The sequence below is a fragment of the Bradyrhizobium sp. USDA 3311 genome (assembly GCF_054062495.1).
Genome location: NZ_JBSSFI010000001.1, coordinates 3,936,820 through 3,960,917, shown reverse-complemented (window position 1 = coordinate 3,960,917; position 24,098 = coordinate 3,936,820). Strand labels below are relative to the sequence as shown.

22 protein-coding genes are annotated in these 24,098 nt (G+C 64.3%); 9 read left to right on the top strand and 13 right to left on the bottom strand.

Annotated features, from left to right (window positions below):
* Positions 1 to 146: 146 nt before the first annotated feature.
* Positions 147 to 410 (bottom strand): hypothetical protein, encoded by a 264-nt coding sequence (locus tag ACVWW6_RS18760; RefSeq protein WP_038966475.1) that lies wholly within the window; start codon positions 408 to 410, stop codon positions 147 to 149.
* 175 nt (positions 411 to 585) lie between these two features.
* Between ACVWW6_RS18760 and ACVWW6_RS18755 the strand changes: the two genes are divergently transcribed.
* On the top strand, positions 586 to 1,083 hold the full coding sequence (locus ACVWW6_RS18755; RefSeq protein ID WP_161533738.1) for a GNAT family N-acetyltransferase: 498 nt from the start codon (positions 586 to 588) through the stop codon (positions 1,081 to 1,083).
* Between the two features lie 15 nt (positions 1,084 to 1,098).
* On the opposite strand, the gene ACVWW6_RS18750 is transcribed toward ACVWW6_RS18755, so the two are convergent.
* From ACVWW6_RS18750 to ACVWW6_RS18740, 3 genes are all read right to left on the bottom strand, one after another.
* Positions 1,099 to 1,584, bottom strand: a complete 486-nt coding sequence (locus tag ACVWW6_RS18750) for a YkgB family protein (protein ID WP_028176182.1) — start codon at positions 1,582 to 1,584, stop codon at positions 1,099 to 1,101.
* A 220-nt stretch (positions 1,585 to 1,804) separates the two neighbouring features.
* Entirely contained in the window at positions 1,805 to 2,182 is a 378-nt protein-coding gene (locus ACVWW6_RS18745; protein ID WP_456681214.1) for a RidA family protein, read from the bottom strand.
* Between the two features lie 56 nt (positions 2,183 to 2,238).
* A complete protein-coding gene (locus ACVWW6_RS18740) occupies positions 2,239 to 2,838 on the bottom strand; it encodes a TetR/AcrR family transcriptional regulator (RefSeq protein ID WP_110117054.1) in 600 nt (199 codons plus the stop codon).
* A gap of 99 nt (positions 2,839 to 2,937) precedes the next feature.
* Between ACVWW6_RS18740 and ACVWW6_RS18735 the strand changes: the two genes are divergently transcribed.
* Positions 2,938 to 3,675 (top strand): 3-oxoacyl-ACP reductase family protein, encoded by a 738-nt coding sequence (locus tag ACVWW6_RS18735; RefSeq protein ID WP_404521381.1) that lies wholly within the window; start codon positions 2,938 to 2,940, stop codon positions 3,673 to 3,675.
* Positions 3,676 to 3,768: 93 nt separating this feature from the next.
* Here the strand turns inward: ACVWW6_RS18735 and ACVWW6_RS18730 are convergent, their stop codons facing one another.
* The 5 genes from ACVWW6_RS18730 to ACVWW6_RS18710 all read right to left on the bottom strand — a co-directional run bounded on the left by ACVWW6_RS18730 (position 3,769) and on the right by ACVWW6_RS18710 (position 11,078).
* The gene (locus tag ACVWW6_RS18730; protein ID WP_456681213.1) at positions 3,769 to 3,996 is read right to left on the bottom strand and encodes a hypothetical protein; all 228 of its coding nucleotides are present in this window, start codon (positions 3,994 to 3,996) and stop codon (positions 3,769 to 3,771) included.
* A gap of 310 nt (positions 3,997 to 4,306) precedes the next feature.
* Positions 4,307 to 4,549, bottom strand: coding sequence for a hypothetical protein (locus ACVWW6_RS18725; RefSeq protein ID WP_161533734.1), 243 nt, complete (start codon positions 4,547 to 4,549; stop codon positions 4,307 to 4,309).
* A 61-nt stretch (positions 4,550 to 4,610) separates the two neighbouring features.
* A complete protein-coding gene (locus tag ACVWW6_RS18720) occupies positions 4,611 to 5,729 on the bottom strand; it encodes a DUF2336 domain-containing protein (protein WP_028176188.1) in 1,119 nt (372 codons plus the stop codon).
* Between the two features lie 353 nt (positions 5,730 to 6,082).
* Positions 6,083 to 9,703 (bottom strand): AsmA family protein, encoded by a 3,621-nt coding sequence (locus ACVWW6_RS18715; RefSeq protein ID WP_456681212.1) that lies wholly within the window; start codon positions 9,701 to 9,703, stop codon positions 6,083 to 6,085.
* 142 nt (positions 9,704 to 9,845) lie between these two features.
* Positions 9,846 to 11,078 carry a cytochrome P450 gene (locus tag ACVWW6_RS18710; RefSeq protein ID WP_182872364.1) on the bottom strand — a complete coding sequence of 411 codons (1,233 nt, stop codon included), beginning with the start codon at positions 11,076 to 11,078 and terminating at the stop codon, positions 9,846 to 9,848.
* Between the two features lie 132 nt (positions 11,079 to 11,210).
* Between ACVWW6_RS18710 and ACVWW6_RS18705 the strand changes: the two genes are divergently transcribed.
* Together ACVWW6_RS18705 and ACVWW6_RS18700 are read left to right on the top strand one after the other, a co-directional pair.
* On the top strand, positions 11,211 to 11,822 hold the full coding sequence (locus ACVWW6_RS18705) for a TetR/AcrR family transcriptional regulator (RefSeq protein ID WP_161533731.1): 612 nt from the start codon (positions 11,211 to 11,213) through the stop codon (positions 11,820 to 11,822).
* A 133-nt stretch (positions 11,823 to 11,955) separates the two neighbouring features.
* Positions 11,956 to 13,476, top strand: coding sequence for a tetratricopeptide repeat protein (locus ACVWW6_RS18700; RefSeq protein WP_456681211.1), 1,521 nt, complete (start codon positions 11,956 to 11,958; stop codon positions 13,474 to 13,476).
* A 715-nt stretch (positions 13,477 to 14,191) separates the two neighbouring features.
* On the opposite strand, the gene ACVWW6_RS18695 is transcribed toward ACVWW6_RS18700, so the two are convergent.
* Positions 14,192 to 15,235 (bottom strand): medium chain dehydrogenase/reductase family protein, encoded by a 1,044-nt coding sequence (locus ACVWW6_RS18695; protein WP_182869421.1) that lies wholly within the window; start codon positions 15,233 to 15,235, stop codon positions 14,192 to 14,194.
* Between the two features lie 167 nt (positions 15,236 to 15,402).
* Here ACVWW6_RS18695 and ACVWW6_RS18690 point away from each other — a divergent pair, with 167 nt between their 5' ends.
* Together ACVWW6_RS18690 and ACVWW6_RS18685 are read left to right on the top strand one after the other, a co-directional pair.
* The gene (locus ACVWW6_RS18690) at positions 15,403 to 15,714 is read left to right on the top strand and encodes a hypothetical protein (protein WP_231166563.1); all 312 of its coding nucleotides are present in this window, start codon (positions 15,403 to 15,405) and stop codon (positions 15,712 to 15,714) included.
* Between the two features lie 127 nt (positions 15,715 to 15,841).
* Positions 15,842 to 16,378: an MAPEG family protein gene (locus tag ACVWW6_RS18685; RefSeq protein WP_011089282.1), complete on the top strand. Its 537-nt coding sequence runs from the start codon at positions 15,842 to 15,844 to the stop codon at positions 16,376 to 16,378.
* Between the two features lie 3 nt (positions 16,379 to 16,381).
* Here ACVWW6_RS18685 and ACVWW6_RS18680 read toward each other — a convergent pair whose 3' ends face one another.
* Entirely contained in the window at positions 16,382 to 18,385 is a 2,004-nt protein-coding gene (locus tag ACVWW6_RS18680; protein ID WP_060908572.1) for a BTAD domain-containing putative transcriptional regulator, read from the bottom strand.
* 341 nt (positions 18,386 to 18,726) lie between these two features.
* Here ACVWW6_RS18680 and ACVWW6_RS18675 point away from each other — a divergent pair, with 341 nt between their 5' ends.
* The 3 genes from ACVWW6_RS18675 to ACVWW6_RS18665 all read left to right on the top strand — a co-directional run bounded on the left by ACVWW6_RS18675 (position 18,727) and on the right by ACVWW6_RS18665 (position 19,853).
* Positions 18,727 to 19,170 (top strand): DUF1127 domain-containing protein, encoded by a 444-nt coding sequence (locus ACVWW6_RS18675; protein WP_304567451.1) that lies wholly within the window; start codon positions 18,727 to 18,729, stop codon positions 19,168 to 19,170.
* Between the two features lie 117 nt (positions 19,171 to 19,287).
* The gene (locus ACVWW6_RS18670; protein ID WP_080668335.1) at positions 19,288 to 19,647 is read left to right on the top strand and encodes a hypothetical protein; all 360 of its coding nucleotides are present in this window, start codon (positions 19,288 to 19,290) and stop codon (positions 19,645 to 19,647) included.
* 26 nt (positions 19,648 to 19,673) lie between these two features.
* Positions 19,674 to 19,853 carry a hypothetical protein gene (locus ACVWW6_RS18665; RefSeq protein WP_131234274.1) on the top strand — a complete coding sequence of 60 codons (180 nt, stop codon included), beginning with the start codon at positions 19,674 to 19,676 and terminating at the stop codon, positions 19,851 to 19,853.
* A gap of 155 nt (positions 19,854 to 20,008) precedes the next feature.
* On the opposite strand, the gene ACVWW6_RS18660 is transcribed toward ACVWW6_RS18665, so the two are convergent.
* On the bottom strand, positions 20,009 to 22,594 hold the full coding sequence (locus ACVWW6_RS18660) for an EAL domain-containing protein (protein WP_456681210.1): 2,586 nt from the start codon (positions 22,592 to 22,594) through the stop codon (positions 20,009 to 20,011).
* 140 nt (positions 22,595 to 22,734) lie between these two features.
* Positions 22,735 to 24,033 carry an MFS transporter gene (locus ACVWW6_RS18655; RefSeq protein ID WP_456681209.1) on the bottom strand — a complete coding sequence of 433 codons (1,299 nt, stop codon included), beginning with the start codon at positions 24,031 to 24,033 and terminating at the stop codon, positions 22,735 to 22,737.
* Between the last annotated feature and the right edge of the window lie 65 nt (positions 24,034 to 24,098).

The following is a 24,098-nucleotide window of genomic DNA, read 5'->3' as shown; positions in this document are numbered from 1 at the left end:
AATTCGCTGTCTCGTCCAGAAATGAGCACCCATGCTGACCAGGTGCATAAGGTTCGCGAATGTGAGGAACTTTACGCGGGCAGGAGTCCTGAAGCCCGTATCAAAATGGCAACACCCAAGCGCCATCTCTATGCACTGTAGCGTGCTTAATCGATGCCCGACGCTTCTGACGGTAGAGAGCCGCCGTCATCGTTGAGCCACGCATGGATATCTGGCGCCGGAATGAGCCGCCTCGGAACGTGAGGATTGATCGTACCTGCAAAAACAGAAAGGCCTTCATCGAGCTTTGCGCGCGCGAACAACTTGGCTTCGTCCTCGGTCGCGAACGTCCGCGTCTCGCGCGGACTGCGCTGCCTCGGCAAAACGCCACGTTGTCGAATTTCAAAGCTGACGTACCAAGTCGGGATCATCGCACCTGTCAACCTGTGAGCCTCGAAGTCGGGTTGTGGCGCGATCGTCATCCGCGTATTTGATGCAGATCAAACCCCGCGCGTCACACCGGCGATCGGGAGGTTGAGTAAGACGTCGGCAGGACGGCATCGTCGGCGCAACAATCGATGCTCACTTCGAACGCCGCTAACCTCATTGGATCACTTCCGCACCAACAGACTGACCGCCGAGAAATTGCGCGACGATGATCTCGCCGACCTCGTCACACTCCATCTCGATCCCGACGTGTCCCGCTATCTCGGCGGTGTCCGTTCGGCGGAGGCGACGAAGACTTATCTCGCCGTCAACATGGCCCATTGGGACCGGCACGGTTTCGGGCTCTGGGTGCTGCGAACGAGAGACGGAGCATTCGCCGGACGGGCGGGGATCAGGCACATCCTCGTTGATGGTATCGACGAGATCGAGATTGCCTATACGTTCAAACGCGACCTCTGGGGCCAAGGATTTGCGAGCGAGACCGCCGCGGCGCTGACGCATATCGGGCTGTCGCAACTCGCGCTGCCGTCGCTCATCGGCCTGGTCTTCGTCGAACATGGTGCGTCGCGCCGCGTCCTAGAGAAATCCAATTACATTCTGGAGAAGAGCACGACGCATCACGGCGAGGACGTCGTGATCTACCGGATCCGGCGGTGAGCGACGCCCCAACGCTCAGCCGGTGCGCAGCCGAATGGCCGATCGCGGCAATGAGGCCAGAAACAGAACGGCGCAGACGCACAGCAAGACGATGTCCTTGAACAGGAACTCGCCGGTCAGATTCCACGCCATGGGATCGGATGACAGGCTCCATGTGACGACGCCCGGCGTCGTGAAGAAGAACGACCATGTGATCGCGAAGGTCACCACTCCCATGAATGAACCGACGGCGGACAAGACCGGGCTGAAGCTACCTGCCGCCAGCAGCGCGGCAATCACGAATTCGGCAACACCGAGAACATAAGCCTCTCCCCTCAGGCCGAAGATCGACAGCCAGGAGATGAACGGACTGTTGGTGATGAACTGCGCGATGCCCTGCGCGGATTGCAATGTGAATTTCTGCATTCCGAAGGACACGAATATGACCACCATGACCCAGCGGAGAATCGCGAGCGGACGATACGAACCTCCACCATTCTCGGCAACGTTGAATTCCTTCATGTGACGATCTCTCCCCGGAATGCGCATCCATCAGCGTGCGAAGAAAATACGTTCGCTGAAAGCTGTACGAAGAGATCCTTCCGCCGTTACCTGCATCCGGAGTTCCACTGATCACAGGTGCGTGCAACGGCGTGTGTCGGCGCCATGATCGAAGGCAATTCCGAGAAGCTACCAGCAGCGCTCCGCGACGGATCGCAGCGCCCAAGCGGCTCGAGGCCCGTCAGGCCGAGATGATTGCCACCACTTCAATCTCGACGCGGGCCGATGTCGGCGTCAGGGCGCTGACCTGGACGAGCGTGCTGGCCGGGCGCACCGCATCGAAGGCTTCAGAGTGGGCGCGCGCCACATGCTCGGTGTCCGCCATATCGATCACGTACACCACGGTACGGACGACATGCCGCATATCGGCGCCAGCCTCGGCCAATGCGTCGGCGATCAATGCGAGTGTCGCCCTGGCTTGCAGGTAGGCGTCGCCGTCGAGGTGCGGCGAGCGAGCCGTCGTGCCGGAAATAAAGACCTGGTTTCCGACGCGGACGGCGCGGGAGTAGCCATAGGTGTCTTCAAACGCATATCCCGATGAGATGTTTTGCCTCGTCAACGACGCGCTCCTGTGGGTTTCGGGCTGCACCCTTCTCGGCCAGCATTGAATTGTAGCTACTTGTAGCCCTCGCCCGGCCACGCAACCATCGCCGCCTTGGCTGCGCCTCTCAGCTCCGCCGGTGTGGCGCCGTCCTTGGCCTGGATGGCCATGCCCTGGAAGACGCTGAGATAGAACCGGCTCAACGCCTCTATGTCGGTTGCGGCAGGTAGCTCGCCATTGGCGAGGCCAGCCTCCAGCCGCGCGCGCAAATTGCCGAGCATGTCGAGCCGGACTCTTCTGATCGCGCGGGCGATCGAGGCCGGCCATTCGTCGCTGACGGCGCCCAGCACGGCCATGCAGCCGGCCGGTGCCGAGCGGGATTTCGGCAGGATCTCGGCCGCCCCGATCAGCAGGTTCTCGACGCCGGCGCGCGCGGTCGCGCCTTCGCCAAGCCTGTCCCAGACCGGAGGCCCATAGGTCAGGACGTAGTGCTCGATCGCCGCAAGATAGAGCGCCTCCTTGCTCTCGAAGGCCGCATAGAGGCTCGGCGAGCGGACGCCCATGGCTTCGCAGAGGTCGTGCATCGAGGCGGCCTCGAACCCCTTGCGCCAGAACAGCAACATGGCGGCTTCGAGTGCCGCCTCGCGGTCAAATTCTCGTGGTCGTCCCGCCATCGCAGCTCTTTCTGTAATGATCAACACATAATTGGCTTGACGCGGCCGATCAAGCCTCCACATATTCTGTGTCGATCGTTACATAATTGGAGAAGACAGATGACGCTGGCAGGAAAACGGGCCCTGGTGACGGGCGCAAGCAGGGGTATCGGTGCGGCCATTGCAAAGGCGCTAGCCGCGGAAGGCGCCGACGTCGCAATCACCTATGAGAAGTCCGCAGACAGCGCCGCCAAGGTGGTTGACGCCATCAAGGCCGGCGGACGCAAAGCCGTGGCGATCCAGGCCGACAGCGCGGATGTCGCCGCCGTCCAGGCCTCGGTCGAAAAGACCGTCGCTGCGCTGGGCGGACTCGATATTCTGGTCAACAACGCCGGAATTCTTCGCCTGGGCGGCCTCAACGACATTTCGCTTGGGGATATCGATGCGCTGCTGAACGTCAACGTCCGTTCGCCGATCGTCGCGAGCAAAGCCGCGCTGCGCCACCTTGGCAAGGGCGGCCGCATCATCACCATCGGCAGCTATTTCGCCGACCGCGTGCCTTCGCCGGTGCTCGGCATCTACGCGGCGTCGAAGTCGGCGCTATCGGCGTTCACGAAAGCGCTGGCGCGGGAAGTCGGCCCCAGGGACGTCACGGTCAACCTGGTGGCACCGGGCTCGATCGACACCGACATGAATCCAGCGCACGGCCCGACCGCGGAGACGCTGAAACAGTTCATGGCGCTCGGCCGCTACGGCGCCACGGATGACATCGCGAGCGCCGTGGCGTTCCTGGCGAGCCCGAAGGCCAGGTACATCACCGGCACGACATTGACGGTCGACGGCGGCGCCAACGCTTGAGCGTTCCACCCGGTTGCAGGAGGCCGCCACCGAGGCGGCCTCCTGCTCGCGGTCGACGTCAAATCATTCGGTGTAGCTTTACTTCGTGTAGCCCTATTTCGCGTAGCCTTGGCTCGTACACCACCACATGGCGTCAGCCGAGCTCGAACCGTGCTCGATGACGTATTTTCGGCACGCTTCGTAATTGACGGCATAACGCTTGGCGCACGGGACGGACGAAATGGTGCCGCTACTGAAAGAGCATTTGTACTGAGCGTTGGCTGTCGGCATCGAAAGGGTTGTGACAGCGAGCCCGACGACGAGGAAAGCGAAGGTCTTCATGGCTATCTCTCCCGAATCCAGGGACAGCGAGCGCTATCCCAGGTGGTATGATAGCATGCTCTCCACCGTGCCTGTTCGGCGAGTGCCCGCTCGGGATCGTGGAGCTGCGTTGCGGAAATGACGGTGAAACCGATCACCACCGCCGCGCTCGAGTGCGTAGCCCGGATGGAGCGCAGCGTAATCCGGGGGCTTCTTGCACAGCTTGCAGGGTGGGCAAAGCGCAGCGTGCCCACGCACTTTTTACGACCATGAAGAGATGGTGGGCACGGCGCAAGTGCGCCTTTGCCCACCCTACGAGACCTGTTGTATCTTACCTGAAATACCCAAGCACGAGATCGATATCCGAGCTGCCGGCGACCGTGCCGTTCAGCTCGGCGTCGATGACGCGGCGGCAGGCTTCGATCGCGGCGTGATCGCCGAGATCGTTGGCGGCTTCCAGCACGAGCCAGGCGGCGTCGACCGAGGCCTTGTCCGGAGCTCCGCCGCCGACATCGGCGCCGAAGGCATTGTTTAGGTTCTTCTTGCGAACGGCGGTGCCGAATTGAGGCAACATTTGCAAATACTCCCCTGCCAATTCCCGGGTGATGCTCAGTGGACCTGCTTAGTGGACTTGCTCAGTGGACCTGGAGTTCGGGCTGACGGCCCGCATCGGCACCCGCGCCGGTCTTGCGCGACTGGTAGAACTTCAGGATGCTGCGCGAGGTCTCGATCTTGAGCCGGCTGAACTCGCGCTCGTTGTCCTGGAGCTCGCGCGCGGTGATCAGATGATCCTTGGCGCCGAGGAACAGCAGCGACATCGTCGTGTCCCAGGAGAAGTTGAGCGCCTTGCACAGCACCAGGATCATCTCGCGGTTGCGGTCCATCAGCGCGCGCTCGATCACGTCGACCGGCAGCGCCGATAGCAGCGACAGGCCGATCTGCACCTCGTCGAAGCGGTGCTGGCGCGCATAGTTCGAGATCGAGTCCTGGTTGAGGTTGCCCTGGCGGTACTGCGTCGTCACCACGCGCTTGGCGACGAAGTAGCTGCGCGAGGACGGGCCGAACTTGGATTGCAGATCGCCGGTGACCTCTGTCACCGAGCTCTGGATCTGCGCCATCATCTCAGGGCGCTCGCTCTCGAGCCGGCGGCGGACGTCTTCCGACGCTTTCGAGATGAGCTGCTGGAAGATGTGGCGCGGCACGTCCTTGCGCAGGCCAAGCTGCTCGGCAAGAATCGAATCGCCCTCGGCGCGGCGGACCATGTGCAGCAGGCCCGAGCCGGAGAAGCGCGCGCCCTCGTTCCTGGCGACCGACGTCACGACCTCCTGGTCGCCGCGCTTGACCAGCACGTCGGTCACGGCCTCGCCGATGGATTTACGCTGGGCAATCGCGAGCAGATGCGACTGGCTCTTGGTAAGGGCGCTCTCGACCAGCATCTTCTCGTCGAGACGGGTGGAGTCGCGCAGCACGGGACCGGCAACCGCGATCTCGTCGTCGAGAGCGAGCTTTTCGATGACATTGAGCGGAGCGTGATCGCAGGCCGCCATCAATTCGGAGAGCTGCGTCCGCGCGGCAACCTCGATCTCGTCGGCAAGCCGGCCGATGACCTCGCCGAACATGCTGATCTCGTCGTCGCTGTAGCGGCCGGTGATCAGGATGTCGGTCGCGTGCCACAGCGCGCGTGCCCGGCTTTCGTCGGTGCCGCGCGCGATCGCGTCGTCCAGATCCTGTAGAAGCGTTTTCGCCCCGTTCATGTCGATCACCCCAGTTCTTGGTCGTTCTTTGGCGAGCCATCCCGCCTGTGCTGGCGCGACGCCGAATTCCTCTGACACCCGACACTAGGGAACAAACGCGAGAATCCGGTAAAGTCGGCAGATCAGTTTTGCCGACGAGAATTCATTCAAATGCGATGGAATGGGTTTACCGGCGGGCAAGGGAGAAGGTGCGCTCCCTCTCCCGCTTGCGGGAGAGGGCTGGGGAGAGGGTGTCTCCGCAGAGCGACTCCCTTAATGAAAAGAACCCTCACCCGGCGCTTCGCGCCGACCTCTCCCGCAAGCGGGAGAGGTTAAGAGGGCCCGCGGCCCGATCTCTCCAAACAAACTCGCGCTTACGGGTTCGACGGCGTCAGCACCAGCGGCGGCTTCGGCTTGGGCTTTGCGGGCGCGGGGCCCGGCGCCGGTCTCACCTCGATCGGCGGCGGCAATGGCGCGACCTGCTGACTTGCGAGCGGCGGGCTTGGAGCTGCGGGCGCGCCCAGCGGCGCTTTCGGCGTCGGCGCGGCTTTCGGCCTTGGCGGCGCGCGGCGTGGATCCTGGCCCGGCAGCGGCACGTTGGCCGGCACCTGCTCGGGCGCCGCATCCGGAGACACCAACGTCGGTAGCGCCGCGGTCGCCGGCGGCGGCTCGCCGCGCTCGATGGCATCGAGCCGGCGCGTCTCGCGATCGATCGTGCGCACCGCGAGCCACGAAGACAGCGGCGCAAGATCGACGGTGCGGTTGAGCTTGTCGGGGGGGCCCGCCGCGAACAACTGGATCTCCGGCGGGGCGCCGGAGAGCCCGGTCATGATCGGCGTCAGGCTGGCGCGGATGTCGGCCTGGTCGGCGGGAATGTCGTAACCGCCGGAGACGATGGCGCGGGCGTTCTTCGCTTCCAGCGGCGTGGCACCAACGCGCAGCCGTCCGTCGCGGATCGTGAACGGGATCTGCGCCGAGGCGACCGCAATGGGACCCGCCGCCAGCGCGGGTTCGACCAGCTGCCGCAGCCTGTTGTCGTCGGCGACCTGACCGCCGTCGCTGGCGCGGATGGCGATCTCGAACGCACGCGGGTTGAGGCCGCTGATTTCCGCAGAGTCCAACGTCACCGTGCCGTTGCCGGCGAGCGCGCCGGTCAACGCCGCGACGCTGCGGCCCTGGCTGGTCAGTGCCATCTGCACCGAGGCGCGTCCCTTGGGCAAAGCAAGATCACGGTAGCGCAGCGTGGTCGCATCGACATTGCTGAGCTCGATACGCGCGTTCAGCGCAACGCCACTCGCGCCGTTGCGCGCGTCAAAGCTCGCCGACAGCTCGCCACCGCCGACGCCGCCCTTGAGCGCATCAAGCGCGAGCGACTGGCCGTCGCTCCGGATCGTCCCGCCGATGGGACGCAGCTCGACGCCGCCAGGCAACGTGCCGCGCAACGCCTGGAAGGCGATGCGGCCGCGCCAGCCACCGAGGAGCCCCGCGCTCAGCGGCTCGCCGGCATCGCGTCCGGCCGCGCCGACGGCAAGCGCGAGCGCCGGCGCAAGATCGAGCGTGTCGAGGCCTACCTCGCCGTCGATGCTCGTCTCCTGGTCGAGCGTGACCGCCAGACGACCGCGCAGATGCGAGCCGGCCGCGCTGCCGTCGAGATCGTCGAAGGTCAGGCGATTGCCGGACAGAGAGAGCCGGGAGGACAGGCTGACGGTCTGCGCCGATTTGCCGGCCGGGCCGGTTCCGAACAGCGGCGCGAGGTTGACATTGCGCACGCGCAGATTCACGGACGCCTTCGGCTCCGGCGCGGACAATTCGACGCTGCCTTGCGCGTCTGCGTCCAGCCCGCCGCCGCTCAGTTTTGCGTTCAATTGCAGCGGCCGGCGCCAGGCACCGCTTAACCGGCCTTCGAACTGCGAAGCGCCCTCGCCCGCGGCCACCACGCGATCGAGGCCGAGCAAGGCCAGCAATGCGCCGGCCTGCGGGGTCGAGACTTTCGAGTCCAGCGTGAAGTCGCTGTTGCGCAGGCGGTCGATGTCGATGCCGTTGACGGCCGCTACCGGCGTCTGTGCGGCCAGCGTCGCGGTGGCCTTGAGCTGCGGCGCGTCGAGATCGAACACGGCGCGGGCGTCGCTGCGATCGGCATGCTCGGCGTTCCTGTCGAGGCTGAGGTCGAGCTTCAGGCGGGTCGCACCGGGCAGCGGCGCGATCGCATCGAAGCGCGTACGCACCGAAGGCGCAAACGGCTCGATCAGCGCGGTAAGCTCGCGCAGCGAATTGGCTGAGGATTTCAGCGCGAGCTTGCCGGTGGCTTTGGTACGGTCGAAGCTGCCGCTCGCCTCGGTGGTCACGCCGCTGGTCTGACCGAACCGCAACTGCTCCAGCGACAGCGACGCCGGTCCATAGCCGAGCTTCGCCGCGAACGGCCGCAGCTCCTGGCCGGCGGAGATCGCACGGCCGACATCGAGCGAGAGTCTTGCCTCCTCCGGCCATTCGCCTTGCGGCCCGCCGAGCGCGCGCACAAAGCTCGCAGCGGCGTCGAGATCGAGACGGTCGGCCTTGAGCTCGGCATCGATCCGCGAGCCCTTGCTCGCGCCGGTCTGGACGAAAGCAATTCGCCCCTCGATGGCGCCGCCTTCGATGTCGGCCTTCAGCTTGTCGATGGCGAGATGGTTGGCGGCGATCGTCACGTCGCCGGCAAGCCGCAGCGGCCGGGTGCTGCGGCGGTTGACCTCGCTGCGGCCCTGGAGCCAGGCCACCAGCGTATCGGGATCGGAGGATTCGACGCTGAGCCGGCCGCTGAAGCTGTCGGCGCCGGGCGCCGCGCCGTTGAGCGAGAGCTGCGTCATGCCGGGCGCGCGCAGCTCAAGCCGCTGGAAGGTCCAGGACCGGCCGTCGGTCTTGAGCTCGGCGGCGATGTTCTGGAGCGGCCGGCCGCCGAGCATGACCTGGTCGGAGTTGAACTCGATCTGCGCCGGGATCGGCGCCTGCGGGATCGCGGCAAGGCCGGCGCGCAGTGCCGGCAGGATGCGCAGCGGCTCGGCGTCGTCCTTGCCGGCCAGCTTGTCGGCATCGATCTGGCGCGCCGACAGCACCGCGCGCAGCAGCGGCGAGGCGCCGAACCTGAGATCGCCGACGCCGCCGACTTTCAACGCATTGTCCTCGGCGCCAAAGCTTGCGTCGATCTGGTCGAACTTGGCGCCGGCGGGATCGGCCTTGAGTTTTGCGGTGAGTTTCCAGGGCGTCGGCCCGGCCTCGCCGGCCTTCTTCGCCGCCGGCACGGCCAGCGTCAGCGCGCCGTCGAATTTCGGCAGGCGGTTGTCGAAGGCGAGCACGCCTTCGAGATCGGCGAGGATGGCGCGCTCGCCGGGGTCGATGTTGAGGTGGAGACGCGTGGCGCTGCCGTCGGCGCTCGGGCCGGAGGAGATGCGGAACGGGTAGCGCGTGCCGCTCGCGGTGAAGCGGCCGTCGCCCCGCACCGAACCGGCCAGCGAGCGGACGTCGCCGGAGAAGGCGATGTCGCTCAGCTCCAGCGTCGAGCGGCTGGCGGCATCGTGCAGGGCTATGTGGCCGGTGAGATTGAGGCGCTCGATCGCCAGCGAAGCCAGATTGAAGGTGCCGCTCGCGGTGGACGGCAGATCGACCCGCCCGCGCGCGTCGAGGCCGAGATCGACCGCCATGCCATTGACCGTCAGCTCGGTGGCGCGCCATTCACCGCGCATCAGCGCGCTCAGGCTGAACTCGACGTCGAGCTTGTCGGCGCGCAGGCGGCCGAGATCGTTGTTGCCGCCGAAGGTGACCGAGCGCAGCCGCAACGTCGGCGCCGGCAGCAGCCGCGCGTCGAGCTCGCCCGCCACCCGCACCGGCACGCCGATGATCCGGCCCGCCTCCGCCTCGAACTGGGGCCTGAACTGGTTCCAGTCGATGAAGTAGGGCCCGATCAGCGCGGCCAGAAGCGCAATGATGAAGGCAATCGCCAATCCGAGCAGCGTCGTCTGCACGGGTCTCCCCTCGGCCAAACCGGCACCCGGGCCAAACCTTGCCCCATGGAAGGCTTCAGGCGCGCCGGAACAGCCCCTTATATAGGGGGAAGTGTGGCGAAGTCACAGCGACTGTTGCGCGCGGAGGTTAACGCGCGCCGCCTCACCAGCTCGCCGGCAAGCTCTTCAGGCCGCGCAGCACGAAGGTCGGCCGCCATTCCGGGTTCTCGACGTCGTCGATGCGCAGATCCGGCAGCCGGCGCAACAGCGTGGCGATGGCGATCTCGGCCTCGATCCGCGCCAATTGGGCCCCGAGGCAGAAATGGATGCCGCCGCCGAACGACAGCGGCTTGACGTTGGGACGGGTGACGTCGAGCCGGTCGGGGCGATCGGGATAGACCGCCGGATCGCGGTTGGCCGAGCCGAGCAGGCACAGCACGGTCTCGCCCTTGGGGATTTTCCTGCCGCCGAGATCGTCGATATCCTCGAGCGTGACGCGCCCGGTCATCTGCACCGAGGAATCGTAGCGCAGGAATTCCTCGATCGCATTGACCATCAGCTCCGGCCGGGCCTTGAGCAGCGCGAGCTGGTCCGGGTTGCGATGCAGCGCGAGCAGGCCGTTGCCGATCAGATTGACGGTGGTCTCGTGGCCGGCGCCGAACAACAGGATGATGTTGGCGGTCAGCTCCTCGTTGGTGAGCTTGTTGCCGTCTTCCTCGGCCTGCACCAGCTGGGTGGTGAGGTCGTCGGCGGGATTGCGGCGGCGCAGCTCGAACAGCTGCTGGAAATACATCTGCGCCATCATGTTGCCGGCGTTGCCCTTCGCGATCTCCTCCGGCGTGAGCGGCACGGGGTCGAGCAGTCGCCCGCCGTCGCGCGAGCTCTTGTAGAAGACCTCGCGATGGTCCTCGGGGATTCCCAGCATGTCGCAGATGATGGTGACGGGCAGGCGGAAGGCGAAATCCTCGATCAGGTCCATGTGGCCGCGGTCGATCACGGCGTCGATGGCCTGGTCGACGATCTCCTGTATCCGCGGCCGCATGTCCTCGACGCGCCGCGCGGTGAAGGCCTTCACCACGAGGCCGCGCAGGCGGGTGTGGTCGGGCGGATCGGCCTGCAGCATCCAGTGGCTCATGCTGCGGAACACCGGCTCGTCCATGATCTTTTCGCTGTAGCGGCGCTTGGACCGCTCGACGAAATCCTTGCCGAAGCGCTTGTCGCGCATCACGAGGCTGACATCGGCGTGGCGACTGGCGACGAACTGGCCGAACGGCGTCACATGGATCGGATCGATCGCGCGCAGCCGGTCGTAATGCGGATAGGGGTTGCGGATGAAGTCCGGCGACAGCGGATTGAACAGCGGATCGCCGCCGGCAGGTTGCGCTTGCTCGTTCATGGTGACCTCAAATCGGTTGCCGCATGACACGAATACGCCGATCGCAGCCCCACTGCCCGGCGTAACCATCCCCTGAAATTATCAACTCGATACATTGTTGTATCGAGTTGCATTCTGCCCTAACCTCGTCCGATGTCAAGGGTGAGAACCAGGCCGACCAGGGACGACACGCGCGACAGACTGTTCGAGGCGGCCGCGCGGGTGTTCGAGGAAGACGGCATCGGCGGCGCCAGCATCGAGGCGATCGCAGCAGCCGCCGGTTTTACCCGCGGCGCGTTCTATTCGAACTTCAACAGCAAGGACGAATTGATCATCGCCATGCTCGAGGACCATGTCGAGCAGTCGATCCGGCGCAATATGGACATCCTCGCGCAGCACGACAATCTCGACGATTTCATCGCGGCGCTGCGAACGATGGACCGCAGCCGGCAGGATCCGCTCGGCCGCTCGCCGCTCTTGCACATGGAGATGATCCTCTACGTCGCGCGCGCCGAGAAGCGCCGGCCCGAGCTCGCCAAACGCCTGCGCGCGCGGCGCAAGCTGATCGCCGACATCGTCGAGGCGACGTTGAAGAGCAACGGCAAGAACAACACGCTCAACCCGCCGTGGATGGCCTCCGTCGTGCTGGCGCTGGAAGACGGCTTTCGCCTGCACCGGCTGATCGATCCGGAGACGACGCCGGCCGACAGTTTTCTGCGCGCGATTACGGATTTGCGGCGGAGGACGGGGTTGGCGGCGGAGTGACAGCGGCTGGGGCGATTGTCCAAGCGACAACTTGAGAGAGGCTTGAACTTGTCAGCAACCTTGACCAACCCAAAGCCGCGAAAATCTGCTAGTTTTTGGAATCCGGACGTTTGGCTCCTGCGCGGAGGCAACGATGACGAACTCGGAAGTCTCCACCGATCTACCGGACAAACCGACATCCGATAACGAGCAACCGGACAAAGCGACATCCGATAAGGAGCAATTGGGGAAACCACCATCCGATCGCGATCTTCGCAATCTAAAGAGTCGCCTCCGGGCGCGATTGCAGTTGATCGGCGGAGCGCTCGCCTCGATCGCCGCTATCGGCGCGATCGCGGGTGGTCTCGTCGGCTACTGGACTGTGTGGAAGACGCTCCGCACCGATGTGTTTCCGGACAAGCAACAGACGCAAAGAGAGGCTACGGCCAGGCCTGACGTTGCTCCCCGATTGTCTCTCGTCGTCCTGCCATTTGCAAACCTCAACAACGATCCGGAGCAGGACTACTTCGCCGATAGTATTACGACCGATCTGACAACCGATCTCGCGCAAATGCCCGGCGCTTTCGTCATCGGACGGGGAACGGCCTTTACATTCAAGAACAAGCAGATCGACTTTAAGACGCTCGGCAAGGAGCTCGGCATCCGATGGGCGGTACAGGGCGCGGTGCGGCGCAACGGAGATCAGATCCGGGTCAACGTGTCGCTTACGGATGCCGCAAGCGGTCGCGACATCTGGTCCGATCGCTTCGACGGCGATCGCACGAATCTCGCCGCCTTGCAGGACCAGATCACGGGACGGCTCGCACGCTCGCTAAACATTGAACTCATGCAAGCCGAAAGCCGCCGCAGCGAAAAGGACCAATCCAGAAATCCAGACGCCATGGACTTCACGATGCGCGGCTGGGCAAAGTTCTATGAGCCCCGGTCGAAGACGGAAATTGCGCAGGCAAAGGACCTGTTCGACCGTGCGTTGCATCTCGATCCGGATAACGTCGATGCAATGATCGCGAAAGCATGGTGCTTAGCCATTGCTGCGGGCTTCAGGTGGTCGACGTCCATGGCCGAAGATAGAGAAATAGCGACTGATCTCATCGACAGGGCTCTTGCGAAAAGCCCGTCAAACGCGTTGGCTTACGTGGTAAAGGGGGACACTCTTCGAGTATTTGGGCGCCCTGAGGAGGCGTTGCCTGAATACGACGCTGCGCTTGAAATCAATCCAAATTCTCCGATCGCCTACGCTCAGAAAGGACTTGCACTCATCCTCTCCGGGCGGGCCCGCGAAGCCTTCTCGCCGCTTCAGCTGGCACTCCGCCTCAGCCCGAAAGATCCGATTGCCGTCTCTTGGTATTACAACCTTTGCCATGCACACCTGCACGTTCAGGAATATGAAGAAGCCGCCAAGGACTGCAGGCGAGTGATCAACATAAACAACGCATTCTGGTACGCCTATGTAGATCTGGTCTCGGCTTACGGAGCCAGCGGGCAATTGGAGCCGGCGCGGCAGAGCTTGACTGAATTGAACAAGATCCGACCAGATTTCACGATCCAGTGGTTCCGTGAGTTTGGCTACGGATACTCAAGCAACCCGCAGTTTCGTCGGGAATTTGATGAAATTCTCGATGGGCTAAGGAAGGGAGGCGTGCGGGAGCAATAACGTGAAGGCATTCGCTTGCCGACATTGGCGACCTTCCATCTCGAATGTCACCTATTGGCCCGTTTGAGACAAGCTGACCGGCGCTGATCATGTCAGTCCACCAGGCTTGACCGGAAGTCCTCGGTGTCCTGTCGAACCGACGCGACTGGACCCGAAACGGACATTCTTTTTAGATCGGTCGTTCGCTCGCATTGCAATACGGAACTGAAGGGTGGCCCAGCCTGTTTGTTACATTCAGCCAAGCGGAGGTCGCCGTGAGGATTATTCTGATAACGACGATTTGCTGGGCCGTGTCGTGCGGATTTGCGACAGCGCAAGCCGATCCGAGGAAAGACTTGAACACGCCGACTGGGCGCTCGGCGCCGGAAGAAAAAGGTCAATTGCAGCCGCAAGGTTGGACCGGACCGATTGAAACAAAGTCGGGTGGTGCGCAGCCGGAAAGTCCGCAAGGTCAAAGCCCACCGGGGATGCAGGCAGCGCCGGACGGATCAACAAAGACAGTCGTTGAGCCCCGGAAGTGAGCCACTCCCTGGTCGGCGAGCGATCCGGCTTCGCTCAGGGCGAGCCGGACCGTAAGGGCTACTTTTGGCCCGTTCCTGCCGATCGTCATGCTCACAGCCGGCTCGGCGTCTTGGGTTCGAATGGAAGTTGTTGGCGGTCATTCCGAGCGGCGGTCCTGACCGTAGCGGAAACGCCCGGGCAGCGTCGCACCGCGTCAGGCGGAGCGCTGGCTGCGTCGCGAGGAGAGATCCGGGCACAGCACGAGCTTGCCCTCGAGACCGCCAGCCTCGAGGCGACGGTGAGCTTCGGCGACCTCGTCGAAGGAGATCCGCTCGGCGATGCGCGGCCGGATGGCACCTTCTGCCAGAAGCTCGAACAATTCCTCCAGGTCCTCCTTGAACCAGGTGGGATGTCGCGCCCGCATGGCATTTACCGAGTAAAAGCGGGCTCGCTTGCCGCCGGGCAATAATCTCCACAGATAGAGGCGCGCGATCTCCATCACGATGGGGAGCATCCGACGCCGTGCCTGCACGCTCGCCGAGAAGCCGATGGCGCAGAGCAGACCGCCTGGCTTGAGCGCCGCGTATGAGCGGCGATAGCCGTCTTCGCCGACCCCGTCGACGATGACATCGAACCCGCCCGGCAGAACCCGCGTGAAGTCCTCATGCTGGTAGTCGATCGGCGTTGCCCCGAGCTCCCGGACGAGCGCCATATGCTCGCCGCGCACCGTGCCCCACAGCTCGAGGCCCGCCAGTCTCCCGAGCACGAGCAGCGCCTGGCCGACCGCGCCGGCGGCGCCGTGCACGAGCACACGTTGGCCTCGCTGGACCTTGGCCGCGCGGTGCAGAAGCTGGTACGCGGTCGTCCAGCTCAAGATCAGCGCGGCCGCTTCAGCGGCGTCCACGCCAACCGGCACGCGGGCCAGGTCGTCCGCCCGAAGCGTGCGATACTCGGCGTTTGACCCGACCACCGTCATGTCGGCCACACGGTCGCCAATCTGAAAGTCGTGCACGCCTTCGCCGAGCTGATCGATTGCCCCCACCACGTCGTAGCCCATGACGAATGGCGGCCGGAGGCGCATCGTTTGCGGGTACAGATGCCGCCTGATCAATACCTCGGTGTAGCTGAGGCTCGACGCGAGTACGCGAACGCGCACCTCGCCCCGGCCGGCGGTCGGCAGGCGGGTATCGACAACTTCCAGTGTCTCGGGATCACCGAAGCGGCTGACCTGAACAACTCGATTGCGCTGCTCGATCATGGGCGATCTCCATGCAATGCCGCGGCGCAAGAGCGGGCAGCCTGCCGTCAGGCTGGAGAAATTGAGTTGATCCAGATCAAGCGCGAGAGCCGCGCTGTTTGGAATTCTCCTCGGACCAAATGACCAGCCGGGTCGTTTGGCGCCATCATTTTTCATTGGAGGGGAAAATGCCTGCAGTTGTCATGCAGTTCGTTTCGCATCCAAGGCCCGGTAGCGATCTCGCGACTATCTTACAGCTTGCAAAGGACGGCGCGACACTTTGGAAAAAACACGGGGCCGATGTCAGCTATTGGTCGGTGATCGGTGGCGAGGTCGGGAACTACGCCTTCGTCGCTCGCTTCGATAGCGTAGAAGCTTATGGGCGCACCTTGGCGGCACTAGGTGCCGATCCAGCTTTCGCAGAATTCCAGGCTAAGCGGCTAAAGGCTGGGCAATCCGATTGGGTACGCTCCAACATGGCCATCCAGGTTGATATCTGACGGAACGCCTTCTCTCCCGAGTGCGAGACCGCCTTCGGGCGGTCTCTTGCTGCCCGGCCGATGTCGCCCTGCCCCGCGCACACCACGGCGGTGGCGTTCGCGAGCGCGCCGGGCTATACGCGGACGGGTGACGTCCTTTGCCTGGTGGCGCGGCGCGGTCGCGCATCTCACGTGGAAACGTCACAAGGGGGCCAAATTGGACCGAATGAGTCTTCACGATCCCCTTTTCGCCACGTATGTCGTTGCCGCCACCCTGATGATCTTGAAGGCCGTGGCGATGTCATGGCTGACCGTGATCCGTATGGTGCAAGCCAAGGGGGGCTACCGTTCGCCGGAGGATATCAAGAAGACCCCGATGAATCCTGCGCCAGATCCAGCGCAGCTTCTTCCCAACGAACGTGTCGAGCGGATCCGCCGGATCCAGATGAACGATCTCGAGAGCTTGCCGTATTTCCTGGTCGCGGGTCTGCTCTATATCCTCACGCAGCCGTCGCTGCGGCTCGCGCAGTGGCTGCTCTACGGCTACGTTGCCTCACGCCTGCTGCATTTTCTGGCCTATCTCACGGGACAAATCCACGAAGTTCGCGCGACACTGTGGACGGTCGGTTCGCTCATCCTCGTCTTCATGACCGGTCGCACGCTTCTCGTTGCACTCGGCGCTTGACGCTCAATCGGCCACACCGGCAACCTGCTGGGCCGAAAGGTAGCGTTCGAGAGCATCGTTTTGCTTGAAAAAGCGCATGGCGCGCAGATCGCGGATCGTTGTTTTTTGTGTTGCATCGCGACGCCGCGTGATCTCGCGGGCTTCTTCCAGGCGGCCGGCGGCAACCAGATTGGCCGCCAGCATACGATGGCCGGTGCCATTGCCCGGATTGTGCTGAACCGACTTGCGTGCCCAGGCGATGCCATCCTCGTGGCGCCCGAGCGCAAAGCAAGACGCCGTCAATCCTGTCATCCACAAATGCAGCATGCTGTCGTAGGGACTGAGGACGAGAGAACGATGAAGGCATGTGACTGCGTTCTCGTAATCGCCTGCCATGCTATCGATCATTCCGAGCGTACCCCACGCGAAAGCCGAACTGGGATTGAGCCTCACGGCCTCGACGGCATGAATACGCCCCTGATCGTTGTCGCCGGCCGGCCCAAACAGTGTGAAGCCATACACCGCATGGGCAAAGGCGTCCGTACCGTCCTGCTCGACCGCGCGACGCGCGAGACTGAGCGCCTCGGTCGTGGCGTCCGGCGACGTGTGTGCGCCAAGCGGCGAAGCCATGACGAGTCCCCAGGCGAGCGCCGCGAGCGTCGGCGAGCGCGCCTCATCAAGGCTGAGAGACTGTCGAAGCAGGTCGATCGCCTTGGTGATATCCTCACGGGTGCCGCCCCAGAGGTGGTGAAGGGCACGCAAGTAGAGATCGTAAGCAGAAAGATTGGTTGGCGGCTTGCGACGCGCGCGTTCGATTTCGGCGCTGCGAACGGCGGGATCGACGACCGCAGCGACGCTGCTGCTGACGTCATCCTGCAGATCGAAGATGTCGGTCAGTGGGCGGTCATAGCGATCGGACCAGACCTGAGCCTCGCTGCCGCTATGGGTCAGCTCGGCCGACACGCGAATGCGGTTGCCGGCCTTGCGAATTTGGCCGCTCAAGACGTATTGGACACCGAGTTGTTGCGCAATCTGCTGGCTGGTCATTCCCTTGTCCCGGAGGGCAAAGCTCGTCCCGCGTGCAATCACCACAAGGGCGCGAAAGCGCGACAAGGCCGTGATGATGTCCGCAGTGACGCCGTCGGCGAAATAGTCCTGCTCGGGGTCACCGCTCATGTTGCTGAACGGCAGAACCACCAAGGACGGCCTCTCGCCGTGCATGACGAGCGCCGGCGGGGGTGAGGCCTCCGGCGCGACCTCACCGGCAGCCGGCGCGGCGTTCTGCGGGTGATTGCTGCGCAGTTCCGCGGCCAGCGACCTGGTTGCCAGATCGGGCTCGGTGCTCAGCTCGCGCTTCAGCAAGGCAACGACGTCCCGATAGTATTTGAGCGCCTCGGCGTTACGTCCCGTTGCGGACAAAGCGCGCATGATCAAGCGATGCGAATCTTCGCGCAGGTTATTGAGTGCATTGGCGCGCTGGCCGGTTCGCAGGGCTTGCTCCGCACGCCCCTCAGACAGCTCATGCCCGCCGAGCGTCACCATAGCGCCCAGAGCCAGCTCCGATAACCGCTCGCGTTCGCCGGCTACCCATTCGCTCCAGCTTTCTTCGCCGACGCTGATGTCATCAGCCAGGCGCCCACGATAGAGGTCCGCCGCCGCACTCAATGCATCACGGCTGCCGTCCTGGACAAGCTCCTCAAACTGGCTCACATCGCATGCGATCACCATGGCATTCAGCGACACGAGTTCGCCATCGCTCCTCAGCGCATCCTGACCCAGGATTTGACGTAGCTTGAAGAGCGCTTGTCGCAGATTTTGCTTCGCTTGCGCATCGAGGTGAGATCCCCACAGCAAGGTCGACAGTTTTTCGCGTGACTGCGGGTCAGGAGCCATGCAGGCCAGAAAGGCCAGCAACCCCGCGAGCTTCTTGTTCGGCAGGCTGACGGCGCCATCCGGCCCTGTCAGTACGAAACGTCCCAGAAGCGAGAGACTAAAGATTGGGCACGCCGCAGATGTAGTTGTGGCCACTCCGCCTCCGATTCAATCAGACGCACCCATTTGGTATACACTCTACAGCAATTGCCACCCTTGCGAACATTATTAACGCGCCGATGACGATTGAATAACGCCGGCGAAGACCCCTGCAGGTTTTGATCGCATTGCGACGGGATGCCGAATGGTGAACCGACGCTCGGCAATTTCATCCGGAAAGCGGTCATGCGCGCGCGTCACCTCCTAGCGGCGGTCGCAGTTCTTTTCGTGGTCCTTGCGGGGATCGACGTCGCGCTGACGGCCCTTGCCGCTCCGAGTGCCGGGGCGGCTTCGGACTCGGCACCTCCGGTCGCACCGCTCCTTTTCGGAGACGACTGATGGACTCCGGCTTCACAACGGCCATCAAACAGGAGATCGCATTGACCCATCTGAACGATCAAGTTCACGACTGCGGTGAAGCCGCAAAGCCCAGAGGTCGTCGCGCGTCATTTCCTGAGGCCGCGAATGCGCCCCGGGCAAAGTCCCAAGTGCAAATGTCCGACACCATTCCCCCCGCAAAGGATTTTGATCTGCGCGGTTTGGCGCCCCTCACGCTGTTCGCCACCTGGTACCAGCGCGCCCGCTTCAGGGCGGAGCTGCTTGCCGACCTCAGGCACAAGCCCGAATACCTCAGAGACATCGGGATTTGCCCGCACGAGGCGACGTCCGAAACCACCCGATTCTTCTGGGAACCGGTCCTGCTCAGGCGCAGCCCAGCCGGATGCGACCAGCAATCGGCGTCATTCTCTTTGTTGCCCTCGCCGGAATCGGCGTCGCGCTGAGGGCCTTTGCCGCTGCGAGAGCCAGAGCCGCCTCGGCGGCGGATTTCGATGCAGGTTTCAATCGTTTCAGGCGGGCCCGGCGCACGCGCCCACCCGCGCAGCATCAGGAGACTAGCCATGAAGACCGACGTACCCGCGCTACCGCGGAGCTCCCTGGCATCAACGATCATTGCTGCACTTCACGAATCTCGCCGCCGAGAGGCAATCAATGTCATTCATCGCTACCGGCATCTCGGTTTCGATCGGGTCGAAATCAACCTTTGTGACCCGACGCCGTCGCCGGATACGAAAACGCTCGCTCGTCAGATGCTGAACAAGCGAAGGGGCAAGAACGCGGGACGATTGAGCGAAACACAGCTGATGGTCCTCGTTCTTCTGGGATTCGGCGTCGTTCACGTGATTGGCGGCGTCCTCATCGCGCGCGCGGCACCCGCGCAAGGTGATCCTCCCTTGGTCGTCGCAGCCTGGGCCGACTGACGGTGCCGGCGGCGGAAGCTGCTTCATTGGATGTGAAAGATCGAGAGGCCGACGTGACAACAATCATCAACGCGATTTCCCGGACGGTCGTCTCGGTCACCCGCGCCGACGTGGCGAAACACGCCCTGCTGCTGGCCGGAGCGTGCGCTTTCGTGTTCGTGCTCTCGCTCACCGATGGCCTGGATTTGAGCCCCGGATTGTTTTGATCACCGCGGTGGCGTAAACCACGATCGCCGCCCGGCGCTGTGCGCCGACGCCGGCGGCCCGTCTCCGGCGGATGTCGATTGGTGCCACGCGAACGATGCACCGCACATTTGGACATGGCACGCCTTCGCGGGCCGATTAGTGAGGAGTCCACGCTCTACGCCGAGCGCTTCACCACCTCGCGATCTGCCGGCGCAACATCGAGCCGCCCCAGCATCGCCCTCGCCTGCTCGGCGCAGTGCTCGATCAGCCAGCGCTCGAACGCGACCGGGGGAAGCGCGGGCGCGTAGAGGAAGCCTTGCACGACGTCGCAACCGAGATCGGCCAGCAATTTGCGCTGCGCCTTGGTCTCGACGCCCTCGGCGACGACGGTCATGCCGAGACCCTGCCCCACGCGCACCACGGCGGTGGCGATCGCGAGCGCGCCGGCGTCCGTCTCGATGTCGCGCATGAAACTGCGGTCGATCTTGAGCTCGCGGATCGGCAGGTGCGCGAGACGGCTGAGGCTCGAATAGCCGGTGCCGAAATCGTCCACCGAGAGCCCGACGCCCAGCTCGCGGATCGCGTTCATCGTCTCGAGCGCGGCGACGCTGTCCTGCATGAACGCGCCCTCGGTGATCTCCAGCATCAGCGCGTCCGGCGGCAGCCCGTATTCGGCGAGAATGTCGGCCAGCCGCGCCGCCAGCGTGACGTTGCGGAAATTGATCGGCGACAGGTTCACCGACACGCAGGGAATGCTGAGCCCGGCGCGGCGCCAGCTCGCCATCTGCCGGCATGCCTCGCGCACCGACCACAGGCCGATCTGCTCGATCAGGCCGCATTCCTCGGCGAGCGGGATGAACTTTGCCGGCGAGACGTCGCCGAGTTCGGCATCGTGCCAGCGCGCCAGCGCCTCGAGGCCGTGGATCGCGCCGTCGCAGCTGCGGATCTGCGGCTGGTAGCTGAGCGTGAGCTCGCCCTCCGCAATGGCGCGGCGCAGCGCCGCGATCAGCGCCAGCCGCTGCTCGGTCAACCCGTTCATCTCGGCACTGAACAGCCGATGGGTCGAACGTCCCGCCTGCTTGGCCATGTACATGGCGGCGTCCGCCTGCTGCATCAAGGTGTCGATGTCGGTCGCATGATCGGGATAGAGGCTGATGCCGATGCTGGCCGACATCTGCATCTGCCGGGAGCCGAGCCGCAACGGCGCAGCCAGCGCCTCGGTGATCCCGGTCGCGACACGCCCCGCGCCCTCGGCGTCGCGATGGGGCAGCAGCACGACGAATTCATCGCCGCCGAGCCGGCCCAGGATATCTTCCGGCCCGATCTGCTCGCGCAGGCGCTGCGCGAGCTGGATCAGGAGCTCGTCGCCGGCGGCGTGGCCGAGCGTATCGTTGACGTCCTTGAAATGGTCGACGTCGAGGAAGGCCAGCGCGACGTGGCTGCCGGTCGGACAGGCGTCGATCGCGGCCGAGATCAGGTGCCGCAGCTGCGCGCGGTTGGGCAGGCCGGTGAGGATGTCGTGATAGGCGAGCCGCGCGATCTCCGCGCGTGCCTCCTTGCGCTCGATCGCAAACGCACCGAGGTTGACGCAGGCATCGACGATGCGCCGGTGCCAATTGCTCGGCGCGCGCGGTTCCCGATAGTAGAAGGCGAAGGTGGCGATGACCCGGCCGTCCTTGGCCTTGACCGGGGTCGACCAGCAGGCGCGCAGGCCAATCCCGAGCGGCATCGCCTTGTAGGGCTGCCAGCGCGGATCGGTGTCGAGATCTTCAGCCAGAACCGGCTCGCCATAGTAGGCAGCCGTTCCGCAGGAGCCGACATTGGGGCCGATCGCAACGCCGTCCAATGCGCGACAATAGTCCTCGGGCAAGCTGGGACCGCCGAGCGGGTGGATCAGGCCCGCGGCATCGACGTGAAGCAGCGAGCAGACGACGTCGGGCGCAATCTCCTCGACGCGGCGACACAGCCGATCGGCGATCTCGGCGATCGGGACCTCGTCGGCCAGCGCACTCATGATGAGCTGTTGGAGCGAGCGCAGCTGCTTGGTCTCGGTGATGTCCTCGAGCAGCGCGAAGATGTGCTTGACCCGGCCCTTCTTGTCGCGGAAGGCATCGATCCGGGCGCAGACCCAGATCTCCTCGCCGTCCTTGTCGTAGGCGAGCACCTCGGCCTCGCCGCGGCGGTCGCCATGCATCAGACGCTTGACGAGCTTGGCGACGGCCTTGCGATCGGTGTGGCGACCGGCGATGAGCTCGCCCGCGCGGCGACCTTCGGCCTCCTCGCTGGTATAGCCGAAGAGCGAAGTGAACGCCGAATTGACGTAGACAATGTTCTGCTCGGTGTCGGTGATGATCACCACGCGGTTGGTCTGGTCGGAGACGGCGTGGAGAAGCGCGATCCGCGCACGGCGCTCGGCCTCCGCGGTGACGTCGCGTGCGAACACGATGCGATGGACCGCGCCATCGATGGTCGCGGAGGACAGCGTGATGGCTACCTTGATGCGGCTGCCGTCGCGCCGCATGAGGCTGATCTCGTCGCGGAAATCCGTGACCGCGTCGGCCTGGAGGCATTTGAGCGTGAGAACGGCGGCATCGCGACCGAGCACCTCGGTGCGCGAAAGCTTCCAGATCCGCTCCGCGGCGGTGTTGAAGTGGATGATGCGCTGCGTGTCATCCACGATGACGACGCCATCGTCGGCACGTTCGAGCGCAGCCAGCAGCAGTTGCGGAGTTTCTGTCACGAGACAATCGGAGGCAGACATCGTTGGACCCGGCGGAAATCGGTCGAGGCTAGCGCTTCGATGGTGTCCAAGACGTTTTTGCGGTCCCGCCGCGCCCCGCCAAGGCGCGACATGCTTAACGGTCCGCCAAAGAGACGAAGGCAATCCGATGTGTGCGGAACCTACTGTGCGCGTCCGCCCTGGAGCTTATGCAGCCGTCCGGCCACGGCCCGCACCTTGCCCGGCGATGCCCGCCATACCGACAGCGCCGACAAGCCGCTCACGACCATGGCGATCGCGAAGGCGAGCGTGTAATCGCCCGTGCGATCATGGAGAAAACCCGTGAGCCAGGGACCGGCCGCGCCGCCGGCCAGGGCCGCCAGCATGATCGTACCGAAGATGCTGCCCTGGTGTTTGCCCTGGAAGATCTCGAACACCACCGCGCCCATGATCGAGGTGAGGCCGTAGCCGAGCGCGCCTTGCGCGAACACCATGAGATAGACGAGCCAGAGCGAAGGCTGGAACTTCAGCGCCATCAGTGCCGCGAAACAGATCGCAAAGCCCGCGCAGCTGATGGCCCAGACCCATTCCCGTCCAATGCGATCGGAAACATGGCCCAGCACGATCTGGCCGGGAATGCCGAGCAGGCTGACGATGCCGAGCGCCCACACCGCGACACCGGGGCTGAAGCCGATATCGAGCAGGAACTTGGTCTGGTGCACCTGCACCGCGTACCAGATGTACAGGCCGGAGAAATAGCCGACCGCGATCCACCAGAACCGCGCCGTCCCGACCGCGCGTTTGAGCGTCCACTCGGTGCCGACCCAGACGGGATCGACGATGTTGGAGACCGGCTTTGCAGCGCCTGCGACCGGCGCGGCGTCGCCATCCGGCCGACGGCCGATATCCTCGGGGCGTTTGCGCAGGAACAGATTGATCGGCGCCAGCACGATCAGGATGAGCAGGCCCATCGCGGTGCAGGCCGTGCGCCAGCCGGTCTCTTCGATCATGTGCTGCACCCATGGCAGCAGCGTCACCGAGCCGATGCCGACGCCGGCAAAGGCGATGCCGATGGCGAAACCGCGCTTGCGGATGAACCAGTTCGGCAGGAACAGCGACTGGCCGGAATAGCCGAGACAGACGCTGCCGGCGCCGACCATGACGCCGATGGTCACGTAGAGATGCCAGGGCTCGCTGGTGAGCGGAGCGAGCAGCAGCCCGCCGCCCATCAGCGCGACGCCGAGCTCCATCACCGCGCGGGGACCGGCGCGGTCCATCAGGCGACCGATCAGCGGGCTGACCACGCCCGACACCACGAAGCCGAACGAGAAGGCGCCGGCGGTGACGCCGCGCTCCCAGCCGAATTCGGAGATGATCGGCGGAAAGAACAGCGAGAACGCGGTGCGCGCGTTGACGCCGATGGCCATGGTGACAAACGTCACCGCGACCACGACCCAGCCGTAGAAGAACGGAAGCCGCATGTTGTGTTTATTTCATCCCTAGACGATCCTACCGACCATCCGGCGATGCCTGGGTCAAGCGCTTT

Excerpts from the sequence above, each read along its gene's own strand:
- ACVWW6_RS18760 (WP_038966475.1), bottom strand. The coding sequence starts at position 410 with ATGATCCCGACTTGGTACGTCAGCTTTGAAATTCGACAACGTGGCGTT.
- ACVWW6_RS18700 (WP_456681211.1), top strand. The coding sequence starts at position 11,956 with ATGACGAACTCGGAAGTCTCCACCGATCTACCGGACAAACCGACATCC.
- ACVWW6_RS18675 (WP_304567451.1), top strand. The coding sequence starts at position 18,727 with ATGGACTCCGGCTTCACAACGGCCATCAAACAGGAGATCGCATTGACC.
- ACVWW6_RS18705 (WP_161533731.1), top strand. The coding sequence starts at position 11,211 with ATGTCAAGGGTGAGAACCAGGCCGACCAGGGACGACACGCGCGACAGA.
- ACVWW6_RS18750 (WP_028176182.1), bottom strand. The coding sequence starts at position 1,584 with ATGAAGGAATTCAACGTTGCCGAGAATGGTGGAGGTTCGTATCGTCCG.
- ACVWW6_RS18670 (WP_080668335.1), top strand. The coding sequence starts at position 19,288 with ATGAAGACCGACGTACCCGCGCTACCGCGGAGCTCCCTGGCATCAACG.
- ACVWW6_RS18690 (WP_231166563.1), top strand. The coding sequence starts at position 15,403 with ATGCCTGCAGTTGTCATGCAGTTCGTTTCGCATCCAAGGCCCGGTAGC.
- ACVWW6_RS18730 (WP_456681213.1), bottom strand. The coding sequence starts at position 3,996 with ATGAAGACCTTCGCTTTCCTCGTCGTCGGGCTCGCTGTCACAACCCTT.
- ACVWW6_RS18740 (WP_110117054.1), bottom strand. The coding sequence starts at position 2,838 with ATGGCGGGACGACCACGAGAATTTGACCGCGAGGCGGCACTCGAAGCC.
- ACVWW6_RS18710 (WP_182872364.1), bottom strand. The coding sequence starts at position 11,078 with ATGAACGAGCAAGCGCAACCTGCCGGCGGCGATCCGCTGTTCAATCCG.
- ACVWW6_RS18655 (WP_456681209.1), bottom strand. The coding sequence starts at position 24,033 with ATGCGGCTTCCGTTCTTCTACGGCTGGGTCGTGGTCGCGGTGACGTTT.
- ACVWW6_RS18660 (WP_456681210.1), bottom strand. The coding sequence starts at position 22,594 with ATGTCTGCCTCCGATTGTCTCGTGACAGAAACTCCGCAACTGCTGCTG.
- ACVWW6_RS18720 (WP_028176188.1), bottom strand. The coding sequence starts at position 5,729 with ATGAACGGGGCGAAAACGCTTCTACAGGATCTGGACGACGCGATCGCG.
- ACVWW6_RS18725 (WP_161533734.1), bottom strand. The coding sequence starts at position 4,549 with ATGTTGCCTCAATTCGGCACCGCCGTTCGCAAGAAGAACCTAAACAAT.
- ACVWW6_RS18695 (WP_182869421.1), bottom strand. The coding sequence starts at position 15,235 with ATGATCGAGCAGCGCAATCGAGTTGTTCAGGTCAGCCGCTTCGGTGAT.
- ACVWW6_RS18735 (WP_404521381.1), top strand. The coding sequence starts at position 2,938 with ATGACGCTGGCAGGAAAACGGGCCCTGGTGACGGGCGCAAGCAGGGGT.